The organism is Marinobacterium zhoushanense (assembly GCF_014641945.1).
GTDB classification, from domain to species: Bacteria; Pseudomonadota; Gammaproteobacteria; order Pseudomonadales; family Balneatricaceae; genus Marinobacterium_D; species Marinobacterium_D zhoushanense.
The window spans coordinates 247,395-269,484 of the sequence record NZ_BMIJ01000005.1 but is presented as its reverse complement, the minus strand read 5'-3'; the positions used below and the strand labels follow the sequence as shown (position 1 = coordinate 269,484).

The window sequence follows — 22,090 nt, the reverse complement described above, 5'->3', positions numbered from 1 at the left end:
TATACCACTAAAGTGATACCAACCCGAATCACATCTAATGATATGTTTTTTAAAGTGTTTATATGTGACAGATAAGGTGAAGAGGGATTCGATTTTTACCCTGCAGGTCTTTATAGGTATCCCGATCAATACACACTTCTGAATGCCCTCCACTCCCCCTGCTTGGGCTGCTCAGGCATGAGGACTATCAGTCACGAAGCTGTTCGGGAACAGCCCGATCTTCTACCATGAACCGCTCAGGTTAAGGACCAAGATGATGGCTCATCTGCATTGGCGACAATTAGCGCTGACCAGACAAGGACTCACCCAGGCACAACCCTTTGGTAGCGGCCTGCATGGGACCCGCCAGGCGATCGAACACCTGGGCTATGTGCAGATCGATGCCCTGTCGGTGGTGGAGCGCGCGCATCACCACACCCTCTGGGCCCGGGTACCGGATTACCAGCCGAGTCACTTGAACCGACTGCTCGCCGAGCGGCAGATCTTCGAATACTGGTTTCACGCCGCCTCCTACCTGCCGATGCGTGACTACCGTTTTGCGCTGCCGCGGATGAATGCGATCCGCACCGGCGAGCACCCCTATTTCACGAATATCGATACCCGGATGATGCGGGAGATCCTCGACCGAGTGCGTGAGGAAGGTCCACTGAGCGTACGCTCTGTCGACACCGGCCGCAGCAAGCAGGGCAGTTGGTGGAACTGGGGGCCGGGGCGGCGGGCACTGGACAAGCTGTTCATGCAGGGCGATTTGATGGTGCGCGAGCGCAACGGCATGGAGAAGATCTATGACCTGGCCGAACGTATCCTGCCTGCCGACCTGGATCTGCGTGAGCCCACACCGCATGAGTACGCGTCCTATCTGCTGGAGAGCACAGTGCGCGCCCACGGTCTGGTTACCTGGAAACAGCTGCTGCACCTGAAGACCGGCAAGCCTTTGAAGGCCGCAATGCGTGACGTACTGACCGAGCGCATCGAAAGCGGCACACTCGTCAAGGTTGAAGATCCCGCGCTACCCGACTGCTATGTCGACGCCGGAGCTCTGGACACCACCTCCGCGGCCCCGAAGACCGACCGTGTAAAGCTGCTGTCGCCGTTCGACAATGCGCTGATCCATCGTGAACGCCTGAGCGGACTGTTCGGCTTCGACTACCGACTGGAGTGCTACCTGCCGGCGGCCAAGCGGGTATACGGCTATTTCTGCCTGCCGATCCTGATGGGAGACCGCTTTGTCGGCCGTATCGACTGCAAGGCGCACCGCGCCGAGCAGCGGTTTGAGGTGCTGAGCCTGCATATCGAGGACCCGACTGTGGATAAGGTGGACTTCGCCCCGCGGCTGGATGAGGCGATCAGCGAGTTCGCGGCGTTTAACGGTTGCCGGTATCAGCCCGTTAGATAACTACATCTTACGCATCCTGCAAATCCCGCTCTTGCGCATCCATGCGCTCGCGGGATAAGTACATCCCTGTACAAAAAAGCGGGGCGTCTGGCCCCGCAATCTGCTCAGTAACTCGAGTCACATCGATTACGGATTCTTGTACTCCGCCTTCGGCCCCAGGTAGTACCACCAGTTCAGCACCAGGCAGACCAGATAGAAGACGGCAAAGCCGTACAGGGCGTTCTCTGGTGTCGCCAGCTTGATCTGCTCGCCGAACACCTGTGGGATGACGAAGGCGCCGTAGGCGGCCACCGCCGAGGTCCAGCCCAGAGCAGGACCGGCCTGCTCCTTGTCGAACACCATGGCGATGGTGCGGAAGGTGGAGCCGTTACCGATACCGGTGGCGGCGAACAGCACCAGGAACAGGATCAGGAAGGGCAGGAAGAACTCCTCCGGCGTGGCGGACTGATAGGCCTGCTTGAGGAAGTAGGCCACCCCCAGGGCGCTCGCGATCATGATGACGGCGACGATCTGGGTCACCTTGGCACCGCCCACCTTATCGGCGATCCAACCACCTACCGGGCGAATCAGGGCGCCGATGAACGGCCCCATCCAGGCGTACATCAGTGCCGACGGACCGGCGGCGTTAACCGTGTTGTGGGTCAGCACGCCATCGACCATCAGGTGCTGATAGCCGAACACCACCTTGATCGCCAGTGCGAAACCGGCGGAGTAGCCGATGAAGCTACCGAAGGTCATGGTGTAGATCACGCTCATGATCCAGGTGTGTTTGTTGCTGAAGATCTTGAACTGGCGCTGCAGGTTGGGCTTGATATCGCCCGGCACCATCTTCATCAGCACCACGGTCATGAACAGGATACCGGCGATCACCGGCCACTTGGCCCAGTCCGGCGCGCCCAGGCCGGTCGGCGCCGGCAGGATGATGTAGAGACCGGCGGCGGCGGTGCAGAAGCCGATCAGCAGCAGCCCCGCCACCTTGCCCATGGCGCCGGTGGCACTGCCCACATCGGGCGACACGGCGTCGGTCTTGATGTTGTTCATGCCGAACCAGCTCATCACCGCCAGCGGCACCAGGATCAGCAGCCAGACGTAACCGGCGTTGTGGATATAGGTTTCGGAGCCTGCCGGAATCTTGCCGATCAGCGTGCCGGAGGTGTTCTCCAGGATCATCGGCGTGCCGCCGAAGATACCGAAGGTCATCACCAGCGGCACCAGGATCTGCATGGTGGTCACCCCGGCGTTGCCCAGCCCCGCGTTCAGACCCAGCGCCAGCCCCTGCTGGCGTTTCGGGAAGAAGAAGCTGATGTTGGACATGGAGGAGGCGAAGTTACCGCCGCCGATACCGGACAGGAACGCCAGCAGCTGGAAGATCCACAACGGCGTGTCCTTGTCCTGCAGCGCCATACCGGTGCCGATGGCGGGCACCATCAGCAGCGCCGTGGTGAAGAAGATGGTATTGCGTCCGCCGGCAATGCGGATAAAAAAGCTGCTCGGAATACGCAGCGTTGCCCCCGTCAAACCGGCGATGCCGGCCAGGGTAAAGAGTTCTGCTTTGGCGAAGGGGAAGCCCAGGTTCAACATCTGCACGGTGATGATGCCCCAGTACAACCAGACAGCGAAGCCGCACAACAGGCTGGGGATCGAGATCCACAGGTTGCGGTTCGCCACTTTTTTGCCTTCGTCCTCCCAGAACTTGGTGTTCTCGACATCCCAATTCACTATATCGGACATGACTCACACTCCAGGCTGAAGCAGCGGGCGCCTGACGCCCGACTGATCTTGACGTCGAACCCGCCCCGAAGCCGCGTATCGGCCGGTCGGGGAAGCGGACGGTTGCCGCTCTGGTCAGGCATCCAGGTTCTCCTTCAAAAAGTTGGTGCGTATCGCCTCCTGCAACCGGTTCTGCTTCTCCTGGACCGAGATGCCGTAGTACATGGTGATCATGCACAGCGCCAACAGGCCGTAGAGCAGCATGAAACAGGAGCTGCGTACGCCGAACAGGTCCGTTACCAGACCAAAACTGATCGGCAGTACGAATCCGCCGATCGCACCGAGCAACCCCACAGCGCCGCCGACCGTACCCATGCGATCCGGGTAGTAGTCGTAGACGGTGCGGAACACCCCGGCTTTTCCGAACCCCATCGCCACACCCATCACCATGATCAGCACAGTAAACAGCCAGACCGGCATCTCGAGCAGGAACGTGATGTCGCCGTCGATGCCATGAATGGTCATGGTGGTGGGTGGGTAGGAGAGGAAGAAAAGACAGACCAGGCAGACCCAGAACACGCTCCAGTTGACCCGCCGCGCACCAAGGCGGTCGGCGCACCAGCCGCCGATCACCCGGGTCAGGGCGCCGGGTACGGTAAACAGCAGGGTCAGGAAAGAGGCGTTTTTCAGGTCCAGACCGTAATGGTGGACGTAGTAGTCAGGCAGCCAGAGCGCCAGCGCCACGTAGCCGCCGAACACGAAGAAGTAGTACAGACCGAAGCGCCACACCCGTGGGTCCAGTAACGGCATCAGCATCTCGGTCAGTGAGGGCTCCGCGCGGCGACTGCGGGACTGATGCATCGGATCATCCTGGGTCAGCAGCCAGAACAGCAGCGCCAGCAGCACCAGCACGAAAGCGTAGGCGATTGGGGCCATGCGCCAGCCGTAGGCGATGATGATCAGCGGCGCGATCAGGTTGGTCAGCGCCGCGCCCAGGTTGCCGGCACCGAAGATCCCCATCGCCAGCCCCTGGTTGTCGCGCGAGGCCCAGGAGGAAACATAGTGGATACCGATGGCGAAACTGCCACCCACCAGACCGATGCATAACCCCAGTGCCAGATACTGCCAGTAGCTGTGCGCCTGGGAAAACAGGTAGAGCGGCACGCTGACCAGCAGCACTAGCACGGCCAGCAACGCATGACCGCCCAGCCGCTCGGCCAGCAAACCCAGTGGAAGGCGCGCCAAGGCACCGCTGAGGATCGGCGTCGCCACCAGTACACCAAACTCGGTTTCACTGAGCTGCAATTCATGTTTTATTTGCAGACCGATAACCGAGATCAGCGTCCAGGTCGCAAAGCAGGCCGCGAACACCAGGGTGCTCATGACCAATGCGGAGATCTGTTTCTGAGTAGTCTGGGTCATCGTGATACGATTCGGGTCTGACGATTTGAGCCAAACCTAAACCCGGACCGATCCCCGGATATTGACGCGCATCAACGTATAACTGGCTGAAAAAGTTAACCATTTCAGCCCATACCACTAAGGTGGTACCACTTCTTTTCTTTGTAACAGACTGTTTTAACTTATATTTTCCACGTCTGACGCAAGGTGTGGAAAAAACGCTAGCCGTTACGCGATTCTTTGTGAGTAACCCCGCGCGGCTCGACGGAGTGCAACGATGAAGATCCTCAGGCAATCGATCATTACCCGACTGGGCACGGCGATGTTCGCCATCAGCCTGATGGCGCTGATCAGTATGATCAGCTCGGTCATCGTGGCGGAAAGCACTCAGGGCGATGCCGCCGGAATCAACCTGGCCGGCTCGCTGCGCATGATGTCCTACCGCATCATCGCCGAGACCCAGCAGCACGCCAGCGAGGGCAGCGAGACCAGCCGCGACAAGGTGCTCACCTCTATTGGCGAGTTCGACCGCCGTATCAACGACCCGATCCTGACCAATGTGCTGCCCAAGGATGACCAGCAACAGTTGCGACTGGCCTACACCACGCTGGTCGACGAATGGCGCGACAACTTCCAGCCCGCGCTGAAGGCGGCGATCCTCACCGACAGCCCCGACCACTCGGCCTATCTGCGCCAACTGGAGAATTTCGTCCCCCGCATCGACCAGATGGTGCATCTGCTTGAGGAGAGCACCGAATCGAAGATCAAGCTGCTCAGCCTGATCCAGGGGATCAGCCTGTTCATGACCGTGATGATCATCTTCATCGCCATGTACGACATCAAGTCCAACGTGGTCGAGCCCCTGGCCCAGCTGCTCAACGTGGCCCGCGATGCCGGCCAGGGTAAGCTCGACACCCGTGTGCACTACCGTAGCGACGACGAACTGGGCCTGCTGGGCACCACCTTCAACCATATGGCCGAGGAGTTGTCGAAGATCTACGCCGACCTGGAAAACCGGGTGCAGAGAAAAACCGCCGAGCTGCGCGAATCCAACAAGAGTCTGCAACTGCTCTACAACGCCACCCGACGTTTCAACCGCAACGAGGATATCTGCCGCCGCCTGATGCCGATCATGAAGGAGCTGGAGGATGTTCTGGCCGTCGGGCCGATCGAGGTCACGCTGTGCGATCCGCACCACCGCCTGAGCTATCGTCAGTTGACTACCCAACTGCTGGAGCGGCCGGCCGACTGCAAAAACTCCGACTGCAACGACTGCATAGTGCCGGAGCCGGATAACCGTCTACACGACTCGATCACACTGCCGATCCAAACCCGGGAAGCCTATTTCGGCGAGTTCAAAGTCAACTTCCTGCCCACGCAACCCTTGGGTCAGGAGCAGACAGCGTTGCTCCGCACACTGGTGGAAAACCTGGCCATCGTGCTGTCGCTGGAGTTGAAGGCCAGCCAGGAGCAGCACATGTCGCTGATGGAGGAACGCGCTGTGATCGCCCGCGAACTGCACGACTCCCTGGCACAGTCGCTCTCCTACCTGAAGATGCAGGTGGGTCGCCTGCAGATCCTGCGCAAACAGAAACGTGACGAAGAGCAGATTGACGATGTGGTCGCCGAGCTCAAGGAGGGGCTGAACAACGCCTACCGCCAGTTGCGCGAGCTGCTCACCACCTTCCGCCTGACCCTGGACCAACCCGGCCTGCAACCGGCGCTGGAGTCCACGGTCAAGGAGTTCTCCGACCGCCTCGGTTTCGACATCCCGCTGAAATACAGCCTGCACCATCAGAGCCTGACCGCCAACGAGGAGATCCACGTGCTGCAACTGGTGCGCGAGGCCCTGGCCAACGTGGTCAAGCACAGCCAGGCCAGCGAGGTAACGGTTCAGGTTACTCAGTCCGGCGAACGGGTAGAGGTGCGGGTGGAGGATAACGGCGTCGGTCTGCCGCCCTCGCTGGAGAACCAGGGTCACTACGGCCTGCTGATTATGCGCGACCGTACCCATACCCTGAGCGGCGATCTGAGTGTGGATAACCGTGAGCCCAGCGGTACCTGTGTTTTGATGACATTTAAACCCAAGCAGTCTTAACTTTGTTGCAAACCAAGAAGCGAGCAGCCCCATGACCGAGATGAGCAACACCGCCCCCGCCTCCATCCTGCTGATCGACGACCATCCCCTGCTGCGCACCGGGGTCAAGCAGCTGATCGCCCTTGACGACGAACTGGAGGTGGTCGGTGAGGCCAGTAGCGCCGAGGAGGGGGTCGCCAAGGCCGACGCTCTGGAGCCGGACCTGATCCTGCTGGACCTGAACATGCCGGAGATCAACGGCATCGAGTGCCTGAAGATGCTGCGTGAAGCCGGTGTCGGATCGCGGGTGGTGGTGTTCACCGTGTCCGACAACGAAGAGGATGTGGTCGCCGCGCTGAAGGCCGGTGCCGACGGCTACCTGCTCAAGGATATGGAGCCGGAAGATCTGCTCGCCAACCTGAACCAGGCCGCGCTCGGCAAAATGGTGATCAGCGACCGTCTCACCACCCTGCTGGCCCAGGCACTGCAGAACAACCGTAGCCGCAAGGGCCCGGATATCGACACCCTGACCCCGCGCGAGAAGCAGATCATCAAGCTGATCGCCGGCGGCATGTCGAACAAGATCATCGCCCGCAAACTGAGCATCACCGAGGGTACGGTGAAGGTGCACGTGAAACACCTGCTGAAGAAGCTGGGGTTGAAGTCGCGAGTCGAGGTGGCGGTCTGGGCGGTGCAGGAGGGGCTGGGATAACACCTCAGTCACACCACACCCGTGCCGTCCAGAATGCGGCTTGATCAGCGATCGCTCGGGCCCTTGCCCTCGATAATCTTCTGCCTGGACCTCTCGATCCGCATCTCGCGTGTTTTCGACTGCTTGGCGGTGGAAAAATAGAGCAGATAGCCCCTCTGCCGTCCCGGTGTTAAGGCTTCAAACGCCGACTTGAAGGCGGGGTCTCGGTCAAACCTCTCCTGCAACTCCTCCGGAACATCGAACTCGTCAGTCTGCTTGAACGCCACCTTCCGTCCGGACCTTTCCACCTCAATCGCTTCATCGATATAGCGCTTCAAGGTGGGTGCCATCGCCTCTATTTCTGCAACGCTGGTGAAGCGGATCTGACGTGCCGACTGCACATTCTCTGTCTGCGCCACCAGCAGCCCCTCGGCATCCTTCAGCAAGGCGCCTTTCATAAACAGCAACGCACAGTAATCCTTGAACCCATGGATCAAGACGACGTTCCTGTCCTCAACCGAATAGCAGGGTTTACCCCATTTGAGTCCTTCATCCAGCCGGCAATCGAGCACAATGGCTCTGAGCCTCTCGAGCTCCTGCTGCCATTTGTCGGCTTTACTCAAAAACGCTTCAACCTTGGCATTCATACCGGTTACCTCCTATTGCCCAGCGCTGGGCTTCTGGTGAAACACCACAGCGGAGGATCAGGAATGCTGACTGTTCACGGCGTCGACGTCTTCTTTCACTTCCTTCAGTGCCGCCAGTATCGGCGCGGGTTTTGCCGCGCTGACCGCTGCTGCCAATACCGCAAGATCGGTCACCAGGTCGATAAAACCGGCGATCTCTTTTATCTGCTGAATCCGGTCGTTGGCGTTATCGATTGCAGCGAGCAGAGCGTCTTGCGGCTCTGTCAGCCCCGCCACGACAGAATTGGCGGCGTCGATGTATAACCCGTTGGCGCGCTGACGCAGCAGGCTCTCCTCCTGAAACATCGACTGCGCTTGATCCCGTTCAATCTCGCGGTTTTTTATCGCCGCCTTGATACGCTCATGAATTGCATCGGCACATTCGGTCAGACATTGGGCAAAAGCCTCAACTTCCATTTCATTTGCCAGCGCCATCCTGTTGCCTCCTTTCGTTACCAGTCTCAGCCTTCAATGGATTGGATATCCTTTCTGATCGCTTTGATATCCTTGGCGAACCGCTTGATGCTGTCTCTCACCGCCTGACTCGTCAGATCGTCGATATTCTCCAGCAGTTTCCGGTGCCCCTCGGCGATGCGTTCGATACCCTGTGCCGCCGCCTCGTACTGGGGCTGAACGGCCTGGTACTCGGCCTCTTTCGCCTGCAGGTGCGCACGCGCCAGGGTGGCCAGGAGCCGGTGTTCCGGGTCTTCGACGTAGGGCAGTTCTACCTCAAAGAAACCCAACACCGTTCTCTTCTCGTTTTCATGGCTTGCCCGGTAATAACGCACAAGCCTCTTCATACCCTGCAAGGTTGTCTGCAACGGCGCATCGCCCGCTTTGATCATCTCGCGCACCGCGCGCTGCTGTTGCGAGGCGGTCGCCCATCTCGTCACCACATTGGCAAGATCGGCGATGGCATCGACCTGCTGCTTGTCGATCCCCAGATCAGGGTGCTCCTTGATACCACCGGCGAGAGAATCGAGGTTTCCCGAGAGGTCGAAGGTATCTTCACCCGACAGCCTGGCGAGGGTCTGCATGTACAGCGCCACCCGTTGGTGGATCGTCAGCAGGTCGTCATAGGCCGCCTTGCGCTTGATATCGTTTACCTGCGCCAGCCGCTCTGCTTCACCGGTCAGGTAGGGCTGTTCGCGGTAGTAGGTATCGCGGAAACGTTCGGTCAACTCGGTATAGGCGGAGAACTTGGCGGATTCGCCGGCGTACTCTCTGACCTCTTTCAGATTGGCACAGCCGGTCAGGGTAAGCGTTAGCAGTAGTGCCCACACACCTAATTTTGCATGCATACATTCAGTTCCTTTGAAATCAATATCCGTGGAAAAACCGCACCCATCCGACCGCAAGTGCCAGCGGAACCCATACGACGAAGTGAATCAGAGAGGCTGAATAACGCCGAAAGAGAGCTTCCACCTATCAGTCCCTGATCTCGATCACTGCTGCCGCAGCGGCAAAACTACCGCGTATAATGGGGAACAGTCTGGTACAGCCCCATCGCCTTTGCCAGTATCCTAGGAGTTCTAAAGCTCCTCGAACCGTATCCCATACTTCGCCAGCAGTTGCTTGACCCGGTGCGAGTCGTTGCTGGATCTCTTGCTTTCCCGGCTCACGTTGAACAGTTTCCTACCTGCCTCCGCCATGGAGCTGGAGTGGCGACACACCTCTATCAGTGCCGCAAGCTTGAGTTGGTCATAGTAATCGATACTGTCCGCACTGCCCTGCCCCAACACCTGCTCGATCAGTTCGCCCGCGTTCTGCTCGGTGGACGACGTTGCATTCCATTTACGCTTTAGGCGTCCGACCTCCTCATCTACCACCTCGACAGTGATACGCCCGCCATCAGCGAGGGTACCCATGCGGGTGATGCTGGCATTGAGATCACGAAAGTTGGCCGACCAGGTGGCGTCGGCGGAGCGGCTGAAGGCCAGGTAGCGCTCGCGGGCGGCCTTGTTGAAGTTCACCAGATATCCGGAACGGCCGGAGAACACCTCCAGCTCGTAGTCGATATTGGGCTCCAGGTCTTCGATCCGATCCTTCAGCGAGGGCAACTGATAGGTCCAAAGGTCGATGCGCGCCATCAGGTCGGCACGAAAGCCGCCTTCGCGGGCGAGCTGGGCGAGGTCGCGGTTGGTGCCGGCAATCAGCTGGAAGTCGCTGCTGACCTCCTTGTCGGAACCGAAGGGCATAAAGCACTTGTCCTCGATCGCCCTGAGCAGCATCGCCTGCTCATCCAGACCCAACTCGCCGATCTCATCAAGGAACAGCAGTCCTTTGTTGGCCTCCATCAACAGGCCCGGACGGTCGGAGGTGGCGCCGGTAAAGGCGCCCTTCTTATGCCCGAACAGCGCCGACATGGCATTTTCACCTCTCAACGTGGCGCAGTTCACGGCGACCAGACGCCCCTCCAGCTTGCCACGCTGCCTGCGCAGCTCGTACACCCGCTGCGCCAGCTGCGACTTGCCGGCACCGGTGGGACCGGTGATCAGGATCGGTTCGCTGGAACGGATCGAGACCTTCTCCAGCTGCTCGATCATGCGGTTGAACGCCGGATTGTTGGTCTCGATGCCGCCCTTCAGATAGGTGGTGCCCTCCTGATGCTCCTTCTGGAAGCGCGAGGCGATCTGGTCGTACTTGGATAGGTCGAGATCGATGATCTGGTATTCGCCCGGCAGGTTGCTATCGCTGCGGGCCGGCGAGGTCTGTAGCAGTCGGCCAGGCAGATAGCCGGCTTCGGTCAGTAAATAAAGGCAGATCTGGGCAACGTGGGTGCCGGTGGTGATGTGGATGAGGTACTGCTCGCGGCTGCGCTTGAACGGATAGCCGCGGGCAAAGTCGAGCAGCTCGCCATACACCGTTTCGAAGTCCCAGGGATCCTGGAAATTGACCCGGTGGTGGACCACCTCAGTCTCCGGCGAGACCCGCGCGATATCCTCGGTCACCTGGTTCGCCAGCCCCTGGGAGTGGTTGTCGAACAGCAGCTCTAGGCGATCGATCAGCAAATCGTCGTGCTGGAACATGGAAACGGTCGGACGCCACTTGTCCCAGCGCTTGTCGCCCTTGCCGCGCCGGTCCATGGTCGTGCCCAGAATGCTGATCGCCACTGTCTTCATGGCTATCGACTATAATATCTACCTATCTTTTTTGATAGATTTTTTTGCAGCCCAGTAAATACCCAGCCTATCCAAAAAGAGATACACAAATATATAAATCCTTATAAATCCGATACATGAAAATCATTTCAAGCCCTTTTATAAAAGTTGGCACCTTCCTCGCTATAGTCAAGTCGACAAACGAACAACGAAATGAATAAGGGAATAGCACAATGACTCGGCAAGCATATGAAGTGATGCAGGACGGCGGTGTTCCGATCAAATCCTGGACCGTCGGTGTCCCATTCGAAGCTGAGGCCAGGGAGCAACTGAAAAACATCTCGCGCATGCCGTTTATCCACCGCTGGGTGGCAGCGATGCCGGATGTCCACCTCGGTAAGGGCGCAACCATCGGTAGTGTGGTCCCCACCCTTGGCGCGGTGATTCCGGCGGCGGTGGGTGTCGATATCGGCTGCGGAATGATGGCAGTGCGTACCAGCATCACGGCCGCTCAGCTGCCGGATAACCTGGCGGCGGTGCGCTCGGCTATCGAGCGTGCGGTGCCGCATGGACGCTCCGCCCGTGCTCGCGGCGGTCGCGATAAGGGCGCCTGGTACGATCTGCCGGATGATGTGATGCGCGCCTGGGCGCCGCTGTCCGCACAGTTCGACCTGCTGAAGGATAAGCACCCGGTATTGAAGAACACCAACAACATCAACCACCTGGGTACGCTTGGTACAGGCAACCACTTTATCGAAATGTGCCTGGATGAGCATGGAAGTGTCTGGTTGATGCTGCATAGCGGATCGCGCGGTGTGGGTAACCGTATCGGTACCCATTTCATCGAGATGGCGAAAAAGGATATGGAACGCTGGCATATCCATCTGCCGGATACCGATCTGGCCTACCTGCCGGAGGGTACCGACCACTTCGACCAGTATGTCGAAGCGGTGGAGTGGGCACAGCACTTCGCCCGCGTAAACCGCGAAGTGATGATGGCCCGCGTGATCCAGGCGGTAAGGGATGCGCTGGGTTTTGAGTTCGAAGCACGGCTGGAAGCGGTCAACTGCCACCATAACTACATCTCCCGAGAGCACCACTACGGGAAGGATGTACTGGTAACCCGTAAGGGCGCGGTGCGGGCACGCGAGGGCGAGCTGGGGATAATCCCGGGAAGCATGGGCGCGAAGTCGTTCATCGTCCGCGGCCTGGGTAACGAAGAGAGCTTCTGCAGCTGCAGCCACGGCGCCGGGCGAGTGATGTCCCGAACCCAGGCCAAGAAGCTGGTATCGCTGGAAGAGCACCGCCAGGCAACCGCCGACGTGGAGTGCCGAAAGGATGAAGGTGTTATCGATGAAACACCCTCTGCTTACAAGCCGATCGAAAAGGTGATGGAAGCACAGAAGGACCTGGTGGAAGTGGTCTACACCCTGAAACAGGTGGTGTGTGTAAAAGGATAGAACAATGGTTGTTGTCGATGGATCACAGGGCGAAGGCGGAGGACAGATCTTCCGCACTTCACTGACGCTGGCGATGCAGCTGGGCCAGCCGGTGCAGATAAAGAATATCCGCGTCGGCCGGGCAAAACCGGGGCTGCTCAGGCAGCACCTGACCTGCCTGCGAGCCGCACAGACAGTATGTGGTGCCGAGGTATCAGGCGCTAAACCGGGTTCAACGGAGGTGATATTTAAACCAGGGAAGGTTGAGGCCGGGGAGTACCGCTTTGCCATCGGCTCGGCGGGTAGCACCACGCTGGTACTGCAGACCGTTTTGCTGCCGCTGTTCTTCGCCGAGCGCAGCAGCGAGCTGTACCTGGAGGGTGGTACCCATAACGGCTTCGCCCCCAGCTACGACTTTATCGAGCGCTGCTTCCTGCCCGCCATCAGACGGATGGGATACCAGGCCGAGGTGGCGCTGGAGCGGTTCGGCTTTTACCCCTCGGGCGGCGGCGCCTGGAGGATACTCGTCGAGCCTGTACAGGAGCTGCAAGCACTGGCGCTGACCGAACGTGGCGAGGTACTAAGCCGGCAGGCGGTCGCCACCTCGGCCCACATCCCAAAACACGTGACGGAGCGCGAGTTGGGACAGGTGCAGAAGAGGTGCTACTGGGCGAGCCATGAGCTGCAACAGCGACTGGTGGACTCGGCCGGGCCGGGCAACATCCTGTCGCTGCAGGTCGCCAGCGAACAGGTGACCGAAGTGGTCGAGGTGGTGGGTGAGAAGCAGGTAACGGCGGAGCGCGTCGCGGGCCGTGCGATTCAGAGGTTGAAAAGCTACCTGGATAGCGGCGTACCGGTCGGTGAGTATCTGGCGGATCAGTTACTGCTGCCGATGGTCTGCGGCAACGGCGGTCAGTTCAGAACCCTGACGCCCAGTCAGCACCTGCTGACCAATATCGAGGTGATCAAACAGCTGGCGGGCGTAAAAGTAACGGCTCAACAGGAGAGCAAACGGGTTTGGCGTATAAGTGTTTAAGAACCTACTCATGCCAAACCAATTAAAGATACAGATCACCCGTCAGGTACGGGCGATCGTAAAAGCGTTTGGGGGTGCTTTTTTCAGATTAGCGGAGCGGGTTCCGTACACCCGCCTGGCACAACCGCCGTTGGCGCCTTGTGTACCGATCTGTGAAGGTCCTGAACACCTGCTTTGTAGCTCAGTCGGGTAGAGCAGCCGATCAAACATCGGCCGGGCGCAGGTTCGATTCCTGCCAAAGTAACCTCGTCGTGTAAACGACTCATTGGGAAAGGCGAGAGCCTGGGGTTCGAGTCCCCGCAAGGCTAAGAACCTTGTACGAAATCTATCAGAGGCCCATGGCTTGGGCTTGCTGTCGGAGTCCTCGCCTGCCGGTATGGAGGCTCAGCTTCGCTGCAGACCCGAGCGCTGAATGTGCAGTCGCTGCCAGTGGGCAACATCGCATGCTGTGCATCCAAGCCCGGACGCAGACACCTGGAACAAGCGACGCGGTAACGCACCTTGTCGAGGTAAAGGCCGAAGGACCACTGGCTGTATAACCTGCCCTGTTCAAGCCGACAGCCCCTGCCCTTTCGGGTGGGCCTCGCCCACTTTTCCTCGGGTTCGAGGTGAAGACGGATACAGGTGAAACAACAAAAAAGGAGATGAGAAATGATCCTATGGAAGACAGTTGATATTGCCGATAACGAGCGCGCATTGCTTTTTCGCCGCAACCGACTGGTCAAAGTTCTGGAACCGGGCCGCCACCGTATGACGCGTATGGCCGGCAAGGTGCGTGTTGAAACGCATGACATCAGTAATGTGGTGTTCGAGAGCACCAAAGCCAAATTCCTGCTCCATACTCATGCGCAGTTACTGGAGCCCCATGTCGACCACTTCGAGCTGAGCGACACTCAGGTGGGCCTGTTCTACCGGGACGGTCATCTGACCGATACTCTGGCGCCCGGCGCTTTCCTGGCGGTCTGGAAAGGGGTCGAGAAGGTGCGGGTGGATATCGTCGATATCAGTGAAGCGTTCGCCATAGACACCAAGCTTGTCGGCATGCTCGCTCAGAACATGAAAGTGGGCAAAAGCCGCAGTGCCGTTGCGGCCATGCACTATGTCGAGGTACCGGATGAACACACCGGTCTACTGTCGGTAAACGGCAAGCTGGAAAAGCTGCTCCAGCCCGGCAACTACGGCTTCTGGAAGTACAACCGTTCCGTTGTCGTCAAACTACTGGACCTGCGCCTGCAGGCGATCGAAGTGAGCGGCCAGGAGATCCTGACCAAAGACAGGGTAAGTCTGCGCATCAACCTGAGCGGCAGCTACAGGGTGACCGACCCTGAAACCGTTGCACTGAAGTTGAACGACTACGCCAACTTCATCTATCGCGAACTCCAGCTTCGTCTGCGAGAAGCGGTAGGTACGAAGACGCTGGACGCCCTGCTTGAGGACAAGGACAGCCTGAACGCGGCGCTTTCCGACGATATTCGCAGCAAGCTGACCGAATACGGCATCGAGATGATCAGCATTGGCGTGAAAGATATCATCCTGCCCGGTGATATGAAGCAGATCCTGAACCAGGTCGTGGAGGCTCAAAAAGAGTCGGAAGCGAACCTGATCAAACGCCGTGAGGAGACTCAGGCGATGCGATCACTGCATAACACCGCCAAGATGATGGAAAACAACCCCACCCTGCTGCGCCTGAAAGAGCTGGAGGCGCTGGAACGGGTCACCTCACGTATCGACAGGATCTCGGTATATGGCGGTCTTGATGCGGTACTGAATGATCTGGTCAGACTGGGACCTGTAAAGGCTGCTCAGTAGTTCACCTGCCCTTTCGGGGGCGGGTGAATTTCTATAGGAACAATGTTGGCGCGCTATGCCAAAACTAAAATGCTTCGCCTAAAAACTCGCGATATGACGGGCCGTTAGAAAATATACTCTGACCCCATTTATCCCTCTGACTCCATTTATTAAGCGAACAATTTTGAGCACCTTGCTATTCGTATTTTTACTCAAAAATACCTTTTAAGCCGAATCTGAATCTCTGCAAGCTCACCGAGTTGATCTACTTTTCCCTCGCTCTGATACACCGACAGACCACTCAGCAATACTTCTTCCGCCGCAGCCATTTTTCCTGAAATCATAAGAAAGTCGGCGGCTTTACTGAAGAGTAATGACTGTTGAACAAGGTGGTGAGCGGCTCCTTCCCAATCAGATATACTATCGAGATAAGGAATCCCAATATTAATTATCGCATCCATCAACATCGCCATTTCTGATTCATCATTAGAGTGATTTGACAAGTGAAAATGATCTGCAACTGCTCGTGGCCACCCAGGCAAATTCCAATCGCAATCACCACCGAGAGCAATATTAGCCGGGGTACGGCCCCATTCCTTTTGATACCATTTTTTGTACTTTAAAGAAGTGGCACTCCACATAGTCCAGAAATCACAGTCATCTTCACTGTCCCACTTACTCAAAGAAAAACTAATCTCTTGATTACCTATGCTGGAGGCACGCTTGAATGCGATACCCCTAGACGAGAACCTGAATCCAATGGTTTCGAGTTGAGGCTCAACATATTCGACTACGTTCAATAACAGCAGATCACGTGGCTTCATTCGGATTTCCGTATAGCGCCGGCACAAGGGCAAACAAATAAGCGAAGCGTTTTAGCTGTCCCTGCGACCAACGGGAGCGATTGCTGAGGTTTGTTACGTGTTTTATTGCCGCACACCGACTGCATTTGTGAACTCTACCCATTTTTTGGCTATTGTGTCGCCGGTCTGACCCGATATAAAAGACCAGCCATGTGCGCGAACCTCTGATTTAACTAGCTCTTGCACTGATTCTAAGTTCCCCGTGCTATGAAGCAATGCATAAATTTCAGCAGCCGCAACTAGATGGCGCGTGATTAATGGCCGCTCATTAGCTTGACTCGTGCTATCAAGCCCTGCTTTTAATGCCAGCGTGTATTCAGTCAATATTCCGAATATTTCATCCATGCTCATTTACACCTAACAGTTTTATATACCTTATGCTTTATAGGTACTTACTAGGCTACATGCCGTATAACACTTTTATATACTGCAAGCCCATTTACGCTACCTACTCCTAGCAAACCTATCGACTCAACAGCATAGGGGTATAGATGCCTGTGCATAAACACACAAGCAGATAGATAAATGCAGAAGAAGATAGAAAGCTTCGCGACATCAACCAACTCCCGAATCCCTGTCGATATATGCACACCCATATCCCTACGGCACGGAATAGAATACAGTCTGGTACAGGTCTGATGCTTTCGCCACTTTCGATGCGGCTACGAATTGGTTAGGAACCTTCTTTGAGGGAGCCTCAAGTAGATGCTGAATGAGATACAGGATTTAAGTCGGGGGTCTGGAGGATTTTGGACTGCATATCATCCGGTTTGATCAAGCTGTCCTTTATGCATGCGGACTGCATTAATCAAGGTGCTAAAGCCGTGGAACGTACCTAATCCCCTGTGAAAAGCGTATAGCGAAGAATCCAAGTATCAGTACGGTCACCAGTCCGAATAAGGCTAATGCAGTCTCGTATGAAAAGTATTTCCAAAGCATCCATTTAGCACCTATGACTCCAAGGCTTAGAAACGCTATCAGTCGCCAGACAAAGAAGGTAAAACGCTGGCTCCGCTCAATTTGCAGAGGAGCCTGGCAGAAAGGGCATCGGCAGTGCGTCAGCGGACTGCGATACCAAGACTCTAACTGCGGGCCGGTGAATAAACCGAAGTTTTTATGGCAAATTGGACAGGATGGTTTCATGGTCATAACGCCGAATTTATCTATCCAACCACGTCTACTGCGCGTTTGCGCGTGATCTACAACAGTCTGGTACAGCACCTCCGCTTTCTCCAGTCTACTTAAGCATGCAACTCTGGCACTCAATTGGCCCACCGTCGCGCTCACCCCACCAGATACCCCCTATTCCTCAACCTCTAACTTATCCACGTTCCCCTTATCACCAATCAACCTATTACCAATTTAAAATCAAATAATTAAACACACACCAACCCCATACCTCATAAGTGGTAGACGCCCATTTCACTCCGCAAACACCCTAAATCCCAGTTGACCTGCATCAACATTCGCCTACCCCGAAGGGCCTATTTTGGCCTCAACGCATACTCCATGAGCCCGGAACACACCTGACTGGATCCTGCCGTGGCGACGGAGTCTTTGCATCGGCGCTGTGTCACTCATGACTCGACCCGTTTTTTAAAGCTGCCAACAGTTCAGGAGCAGTCAAATGTCTACCAACAATCTGAGGTTGCTCGATTTTGGCGATCCCAAGATCAAGACCCTCCACGTTACCTGGTTCGCGTTTTTCCTCACCTTTGTGGTGTGGTTCAGCCATGCGCCGATGATGGCGTATATCAAGGAGGCGTTCGATCTGAGCGGCCCCGAGATCAAGGCGCTGTTGATTCTTAACGTGGCGCTAACGATCCCGGCGCGTATCGTCATCGGTACGCTGGTGGATAAGTACGGCCCGCGGGTGGTGTACAGCATGCTGCTGGTGATCGGCGGCTTTATCTGCCTCGGTTTTGCGGCGGCGCAGACCTATGAGCAGCTGGCGATCATGCGTTTCCTGAGCGGCTTCATCGGCGCCGGGTTCGTGATCGGTATCCGCTTGGTCGGCGAGTGGTTCCCGGCCAAGCAGGTCGGTGTGGCCGAGGGGGTATACGGCGGCTGGGGTAACTTCGGTTCCGCCGCCGGCGCCATGACCCTGCCCACCCTCGCGCTGCTCTACGGCGGTGACAACGGCTGGCGTTACGCACTGGCCACTGCCGGTGTAATGGCGATCCTGTACGGCTTCGTGTTCTACCGCGTGGCACGCAACACCCCGAAGGGCTCCACCTACTTCAAGCCGAAGAAACATGGCGGCCTGGAGGTGACCAGCAAGGGCGACTTCGTCTTCTACATCCTGATGAACCTGCCGATGTACGCCGCGCTGGCGGTGCTGACCTGGAAACTGTCGCCGACCAACCTGGGCCTGCTCGATGAGTTCGGCACCAAGGCAATCTATGCCGTGTTGGTCGGGCTGTTCCTGTTCCAGCTGCGGGCGATCTACCACGTCAACGAGGAGCACCTGAAAGAGGGTGTGCCGGAGATCCAGCGCTACAAGTTCAAGCAGGTGGCGGTACTCGACGTGGCCTACTTCGTTACCTTCGGCTCCGAGCTGGCGGTGGTTTCCATGCTGCCGCTGTTCTTCCTGGAGACCTTCGAGGGTCTGGATCCGGTCAAGGCGGGTCTGCTCGCCTCCGGCTTCGCCTTCATGAACCTGGTCGCCCGTCCCACCGGCGGTCACCTGAGCGACCGTATCGGTCGTCGCAAGACCCTCAGCGTACTGATCCTGGGTCTGGCTGTAGGCTACTTCGTGCTGAGCCGGATCGACGGCGGCTGGTGGATCCCCGCGGCAGTAGTCGCCACCATGGCCTGCTCCTTCTTCGTCCAAGCCGGTGAGGGTGCGGTATTCGCCGTGGTGCCGCTGATCAAGCGCCGCATGACCGGGCAGATTGCCGGTATGGCCGGGGCTTACGGCAATGTCGGTGCGGTGTGCTACCTGACCGTGTTGAGCTTCGTCGACTACTCCACCTTCTTCATGGTGATCGGTGCTTCCGCGGGCCTGGTGTTCCTGCTGGTGCAGTTCATGGACGAGCCCAGCGGCCAGATGGCCGAGGTGCTGCCGGACGGTACGGTCGAGCTGATCAGCGTGGAATAGGTCTCAACACAGGCAGGGTCCGGGTGGCATCGGTAACGGTGTCACCCGGTCGTGTTTGGGGAGAATAGGAGGATGGCCGGATGAGCAACCTGAACCTGCAGGCGATGTATCTACGGGATGAGATCCAGCTGTCCGTCGGACAGTGCAGCGACAAGGGGCGCAAGGAGCGAAACGAGGACTGCCTCGGCTTCGTTCAGCCCGAGGGCAACCTGCTGACCACCAAGGGCGCGGTGGCGGTGATCGCCGATGGCGTCAGCACCGCCGAAGCGGGTGGCGAGGCGGCGGAAATCTGTGTGCGCGAGTTTCTCAGCGACTATTTCGACACCCCCGATATCTGGACCGTGGGCAAGTCCGCGCAGAAGGTGCTCACCTCGATCAACCGCACCCTCTACTCACGCAGCCATGAGTACCTCTCCAGCACCCGCGGCTACGTCTGTACGCTGTCGCTGCTGGTGATCAAGTCGCGCACCGCGCACCTGTTCCATATCGGCGATAGCCGTATCTACCTGATTCGGGACGGTCGTCTCGACCAGCTGACCGAGGATCATGTCACCCAGCTCAACAAGCGTGAGGGCTGCCTGTCCCGCGCCATGGGCATGGATACCCACCTGGAGATCGACTACCGGCCGCTGGAGATCGAACCGGGCGACCTGTTTCTGCTCACCACCGATGGCGTGCATGACTCGCTGGATCCGGAAACGCTGCTGCGCCTGGCCAGCAGCAGCGGCGAGCTGAAGAGCTGTTGCGAGGCACTGGTCAACGCCGCCTACCGGGCCGGTAGCCGGGATAACCTGAGCTGTCAGTTGGTCCGCGTCGATCAACTGCACGACGCCTCACTGGACCAGCTCACCGAACAGCTCACCGCGCTGCCCTTCCCGCCGGAGCTGGAACCGGGGATGAAGATCGACGGCTACCTGATCGAAGAGGAGCTGTACGCCAGCAGCCGCAGCCAGCTGTACCAGGTACAGGAGATCGAGAGCGGCGAGCGCTGGGTGATGAAGACGCCGTCGCGCAACTTCGAGGATGACGCCGCCTATATCGAACGCTTCATCATGGAGGAGTGGGTCGGTAGCCGCATCAGCAACGATCACGTGGTGCGTATCCATATCGCCCACCGCCCGAAGACCTTCCTCTACTACCTGATGGAACCGGTGGAGGGGGTATCACTGGACCGCTGGATGAAACAGAACCCGATACCGAAACCGGCGCTGGCGATCGAGCTGATCAAGCAGATCGCCGATGGCCTGAAGGCGTTCCACCAGCGTGAGACGCTGCACCAGGACCTGAAGCCGAGCAATATCATGGTCCGCCCCGACAACAGCGCGGTAATCGTCGATTTCGGCTCGGTGTTCGTGGCCGGGATCAACGAGATCTTCGTCCCGCTCAAGCGCGACCGGGTGCTGGGCACGCTGAACTACTCCGACCCGGTGTTCCGTCTGGGCCAGAATACCGGTATCCGCGGCGATATGTTCTCACTGGCCGCGATCACCTACGAGCTGTTCACCCACCACCTGCCCTACGGCAACGGGCTGGAGAACTGCGACAAGCCGCAGCAGCTGCAGAAGCTCGCCTATATCCCGGCCGACCGCCACAACCCGATCATCCCGGTCTGGTTCGACCGCGCGCTGGAGAAGGCGCTGGCCATCGACCCCAGCCAGCGCTATGACTGCATCGACCGGATGATGCAGGACCTGACCCAGCCCAACCCGGAGTTCCTGGTTCCGCGCGAGGCGGAGCAGAAGCACCCCAACGCGCTGCTGTTCTGGCAGTTGATGTCGCTGGTCTGGTTCATGATCGCGCTGTTCACGCTGATCGCGTTCTGGTTGAAATAGATCCTTGCCGACCTCTACCAAGCCAATAGTCGACTTAAAGGCATGAGATCGACCGAACCCGCTCAATATGCGATCTGGCGGAAGTAACCGGTCAGATGCTCCATGACCAAGCGGATACGCTCGGTGCGCCGCAGATCCGGATGGGTCAAAAGCCAGAGATCACTGCTCTTGCCGGGCAGGAATTCGCCCAGACAGACGATCCCCTCCCGCGCCTGATCCATCGGCAGAAACGCCAGTCCCTGCCCCTGCTCGGCAAAATGGGACATCGCCGTCAGCTCATCGCAGCGGGTGGCGATCTGCACCGGGTAGTGCTGCTCAAGCCAGCTGAATGCAGGCAGATTCAACATCTGTCCCGTACCGCCAATCAGCCGATGCTCGGCAAGAGCATCCAGAGAGAAGGGCGTTTCCCGACCCTCCAGATAGGAAGGCGACGCGAATATGCCCCAGGGGATGGAGACCAGTTTGCGCCCGATCAGATGCTCCGGCGGGTTGGCGGTGACCCGTATCGCGATATCGGCGATCCGGCTGTTCATGTTCACTTCCAGATTACTGGACAGCACCTCGATCAGGATCTGGGGATAGGTAGCGCGCAAGGCTGCCAGTGCGCGTGGCAAAAAACGGTTGGCGATGTTGTAGGGGGCGGTGATTCTGACCCGCCCCCTTGGCAGCACATCCTTGCCGACAATACGACGCTCGATCTCCTCGAATTGGGAGGCGATCTGCCGGCCACGGTCGAGCAGCTCCTCGCCCAGCTGCGTCAACACATAACGGTTATCGATCTTGTCGAACAGACGCCCACCCAGCTCGGCCTCGTAGGACTGCAACCGCCGGAACATGGTGGAGTGGTTAACCCCCAGATCCCGCGCCGCGCCGGATAGCGAGCCCGACTCGGCAATCGCCAGAAAACTCTTCAACCCATTCCAGTCCACCGTCAACCCCCAGTCCTTAATTTGCATTTATGCAAATTTAC

General features: G+C 58.0%; 17 protein-coding genes and 1 tRNA gene. 9 read left to right on the top strand and 9 right to left on the bottom strand.

Annotated features, from left to right (window positions below; translation table 11 throughout):
- The first annotated feature begins 253 nt into the window (after positions 1-253).
- The gene (locus IEX40_RS13510; RefSeq protein ID WP_188749137.1) at positions 254-1,396 is read left to right on the top strand and encodes a winged helix-turn-helix domain-containing protein; all 1,143 of its coding nucleotides are present in this window, start codon (positions 254-256) and stop codon (positions 1,394-1,396) included.
- A gap of 126 nt (positions 1,397-1,522) precedes the next feature.
- On the opposite strand, the gene IEX40_RS13505 is transcribed toward IEX40_RS13510, so the two are convergent.
- Both IEX40_RS13505 and IEX40_RS13500 read right to left on the bottom strand, forming a co-directional pair.
- Positions 1,523-3,127 carry an MFS transporter gene (locus IEX40_RS13505; protein WP_188749135.1) on the bottom strand — a complete coding sequence of 535 codons (1,605 nt, stop codon included), beginning with the start codon at positions 3,125-3,127 and terminating at the stop codon, positions 1,523-1,525.
- A 114-nt stretch (positions 3,128-3,241) separates the two neighbouring features.
- Entirely contained in the window at positions 3,242-4,528 is a 1,287-nt protein-coding gene (locus tag IEX40_RS13500; RefSeq protein WP_229680759.1) for an MFS transporter, read from the bottom strand.
- A gap of 256 nt (positions 4,529-4,784) precedes the next feature.
- Between IEX40_RS13500 and IEX40_RS13495 the strand changes: the two genes are divergently transcribed.
- On the top strand, positions 4,785-6,605 hold the full coding sequence (locus IEX40_RS13495) for an ATP-binding protein (RefSeq protein WP_188749133.1): 1,821 nt from the start codon (positions 4,785-4,787) through the stop codon (positions 6,603-6,605).
- Positions 6,606-6,636: 31 nt separating this feature from the next.
- The gene (narL, locus tag IEX40_RS13490) at positions 6,637-7,296 is read left to right on the top strand and encodes a two-component system response regulator NarL (RefSeq protein WP_188749131.1); all 660 of its coding nucleotides are present in this window, start codon (positions 6,637-6,639) and stop codon (positions 7,294-7,296) included.
- 44 nt (positions 7,297-7,340) lie between these two features.
- On the opposite strand, the gene IEX40_RS13485 is transcribed toward narL, so the two are convergent.
- The 4 genes from IEX40_RS13485 to rtcR form a co-directional block, all read right to left on the bottom strand.
- Complete coding sequence (locus IEX40_RS13485) at positions 7,341-7,922, bottom strand: YdeI/OmpD-associated family protein (protein WP_188749129.1); 582 nt, start codon at positions 7,920-7,922, stop codon at positions 7,341-7,343.
- Positions 7,923-7,979: 57 nt separating this feature from the next.
- Positions 7,980-8,396 carry a hypothetical protein gene (locus tag IEX40_RS13480; RefSeq protein WP_188749127.1) on the bottom strand — a complete coding sequence of 139 codons (417 nt, stop codon included), beginning with the start codon at positions 8,394-8,396 and terminating at the stop codon, positions 7,980-7,982.
- Between the two features lie 26 nt (positions 8,397-8,422).
- Positions 8,423-9,262 (bottom strand): hypothetical protein, encoded by an 840-nt coding sequence (locus tag IEX40_RS13475; protein ID WP_188749125.1) that lies wholly within the window; start codon positions 9,260-9,262, stop codon positions 8,423-8,425.
- Positions 9,263-9,493: 231 nt separating this feature from the next.
- Positions 9,494-11,083, bottom strand: coding sequence for an RNA repair transcriptional activator RtcR (rtcR, locus tag IEX40_RS13470; RefSeq protein WP_188749124.1), 1,590 nt, complete (start codon positions 11,081-11,083; stop codon positions 9,494-9,496).
- 212 nt (positions 11,084-11,295) lie between these two features.
- Between rtcR and IEX40_RS13465 the strand changes: the two genes are divergently transcribed.
- The 4 genes from IEX40_RS13465 to IEX40_RS13450 all read left to right on the top strand — a co-directional run bounded on the left by IEX40_RS13465 (position 11,296) and on the right by IEX40_RS13450 (position 15,346).
- Entirely contained in the window at positions 11,296-12,522 is a 1,227-nt protein-coding gene (locus tag IEX40_RS13465; protein WP_188749121.1) for an RtcB family protein, read from the top strand.
- Between the two features lie 4 nt (positions 12,523-12,526).
- Positions 12,527-13,537, top strand: a complete 1,011-nt coding sequence (gene rtcA / locus IEX40_RS13460; RefSeq protein WP_188749119.1) for an RNA 3'-terminal phosphate cyclase — start codon at positions 12,527-12,529, stop codon at positions 13,535-13,537.
- A gap of 170 nt (positions 13,538-13,707) precedes the next feature.
- Positions 13,708-13,781: transfer RNA gene (locus IEX40_RS13455), tRNA-Phe, on the top strand.
- A 407-nt stretch (positions 13,782-14,188) separates the two neighbouring features.
- Positions 14,189-15,346: a slipin family protein gene (locus tag IEX40_RS13450; RefSeq protein ID WP_188749117.1), complete on the top strand. Its 1,158-nt coding sequence runs from the start codon at positions 14,189-14,191 to the stop codon at positions 15,344-15,346.
- 191 nt (positions 15,347-15,537) lie between these two features.
- On the opposite strand, the gene IEX40_RS13445 is transcribed toward IEX40_RS13450, so the two are convergent.
- Positions 15,538-16,149 (bottom strand): hypothetical protein, encoded by a 612-nt coding sequence (locus IEX40_RS13445; protein ID WP_188749115.1) that lies wholly within the window; start codon positions 16,147-16,149, stop codon positions 15,538-15,540.
- Between the two features lie 102 nt (positions 16,150-16,251).
- Positions 16,252-16,533 (bottom strand): hypothetical protein, encoded by a 282-nt coding sequence (locus tag IEX40_RS13440; RefSeq protein ID WP_188749113.1) that lies wholly within the window; start codon positions 16,531-16,533, stop codon positions 16,252-16,254.
- Between the two features lie 1,282 nt (positions 16,534-17,815).
- Here IEX40_RS13440 and IEX40_RS13435 point away from each other — a divergent pair.
- Positions 17,816-19,288, top strand: coding sequence for a NarK family nitrate/nitrite MFS transporter (locus tag IEX40_RS13435; protein WP_188749111.1), 1,473 nt, complete (start codon positions 17,816-17,818; stop codon positions 19,286-19,288).
- A gap of 80 nt (positions 19,289-19,368) precedes the next feature.
- Positions 19,369-21,120, top strand: a complete 1,752-nt coding sequence (locus IEX40_RS13430) for a bifunctional protein-serine/threonine kinase/phosphatase (protein WP_188749109.1) — start codon at positions 19,369-19,371, stop codon at positions 21,118-21,120.
- A 62-nt stretch (positions 21,121-21,182) separates the two neighbouring features.
- Here the strand turns inward: IEX40_RS13430 and IEX40_RS13425 are convergent, their stop codons facing one another.
- Entirely contained in the window at positions 21,183-22,076 is an 894-nt protein-coding gene (locus IEX40_RS13425) for a LysR family transcriptional regulator (protein ID WP_229680758.1), read from the bottom strand.
- Positions 22,077-22,090 lie beyond the last annotated feature (14 nt).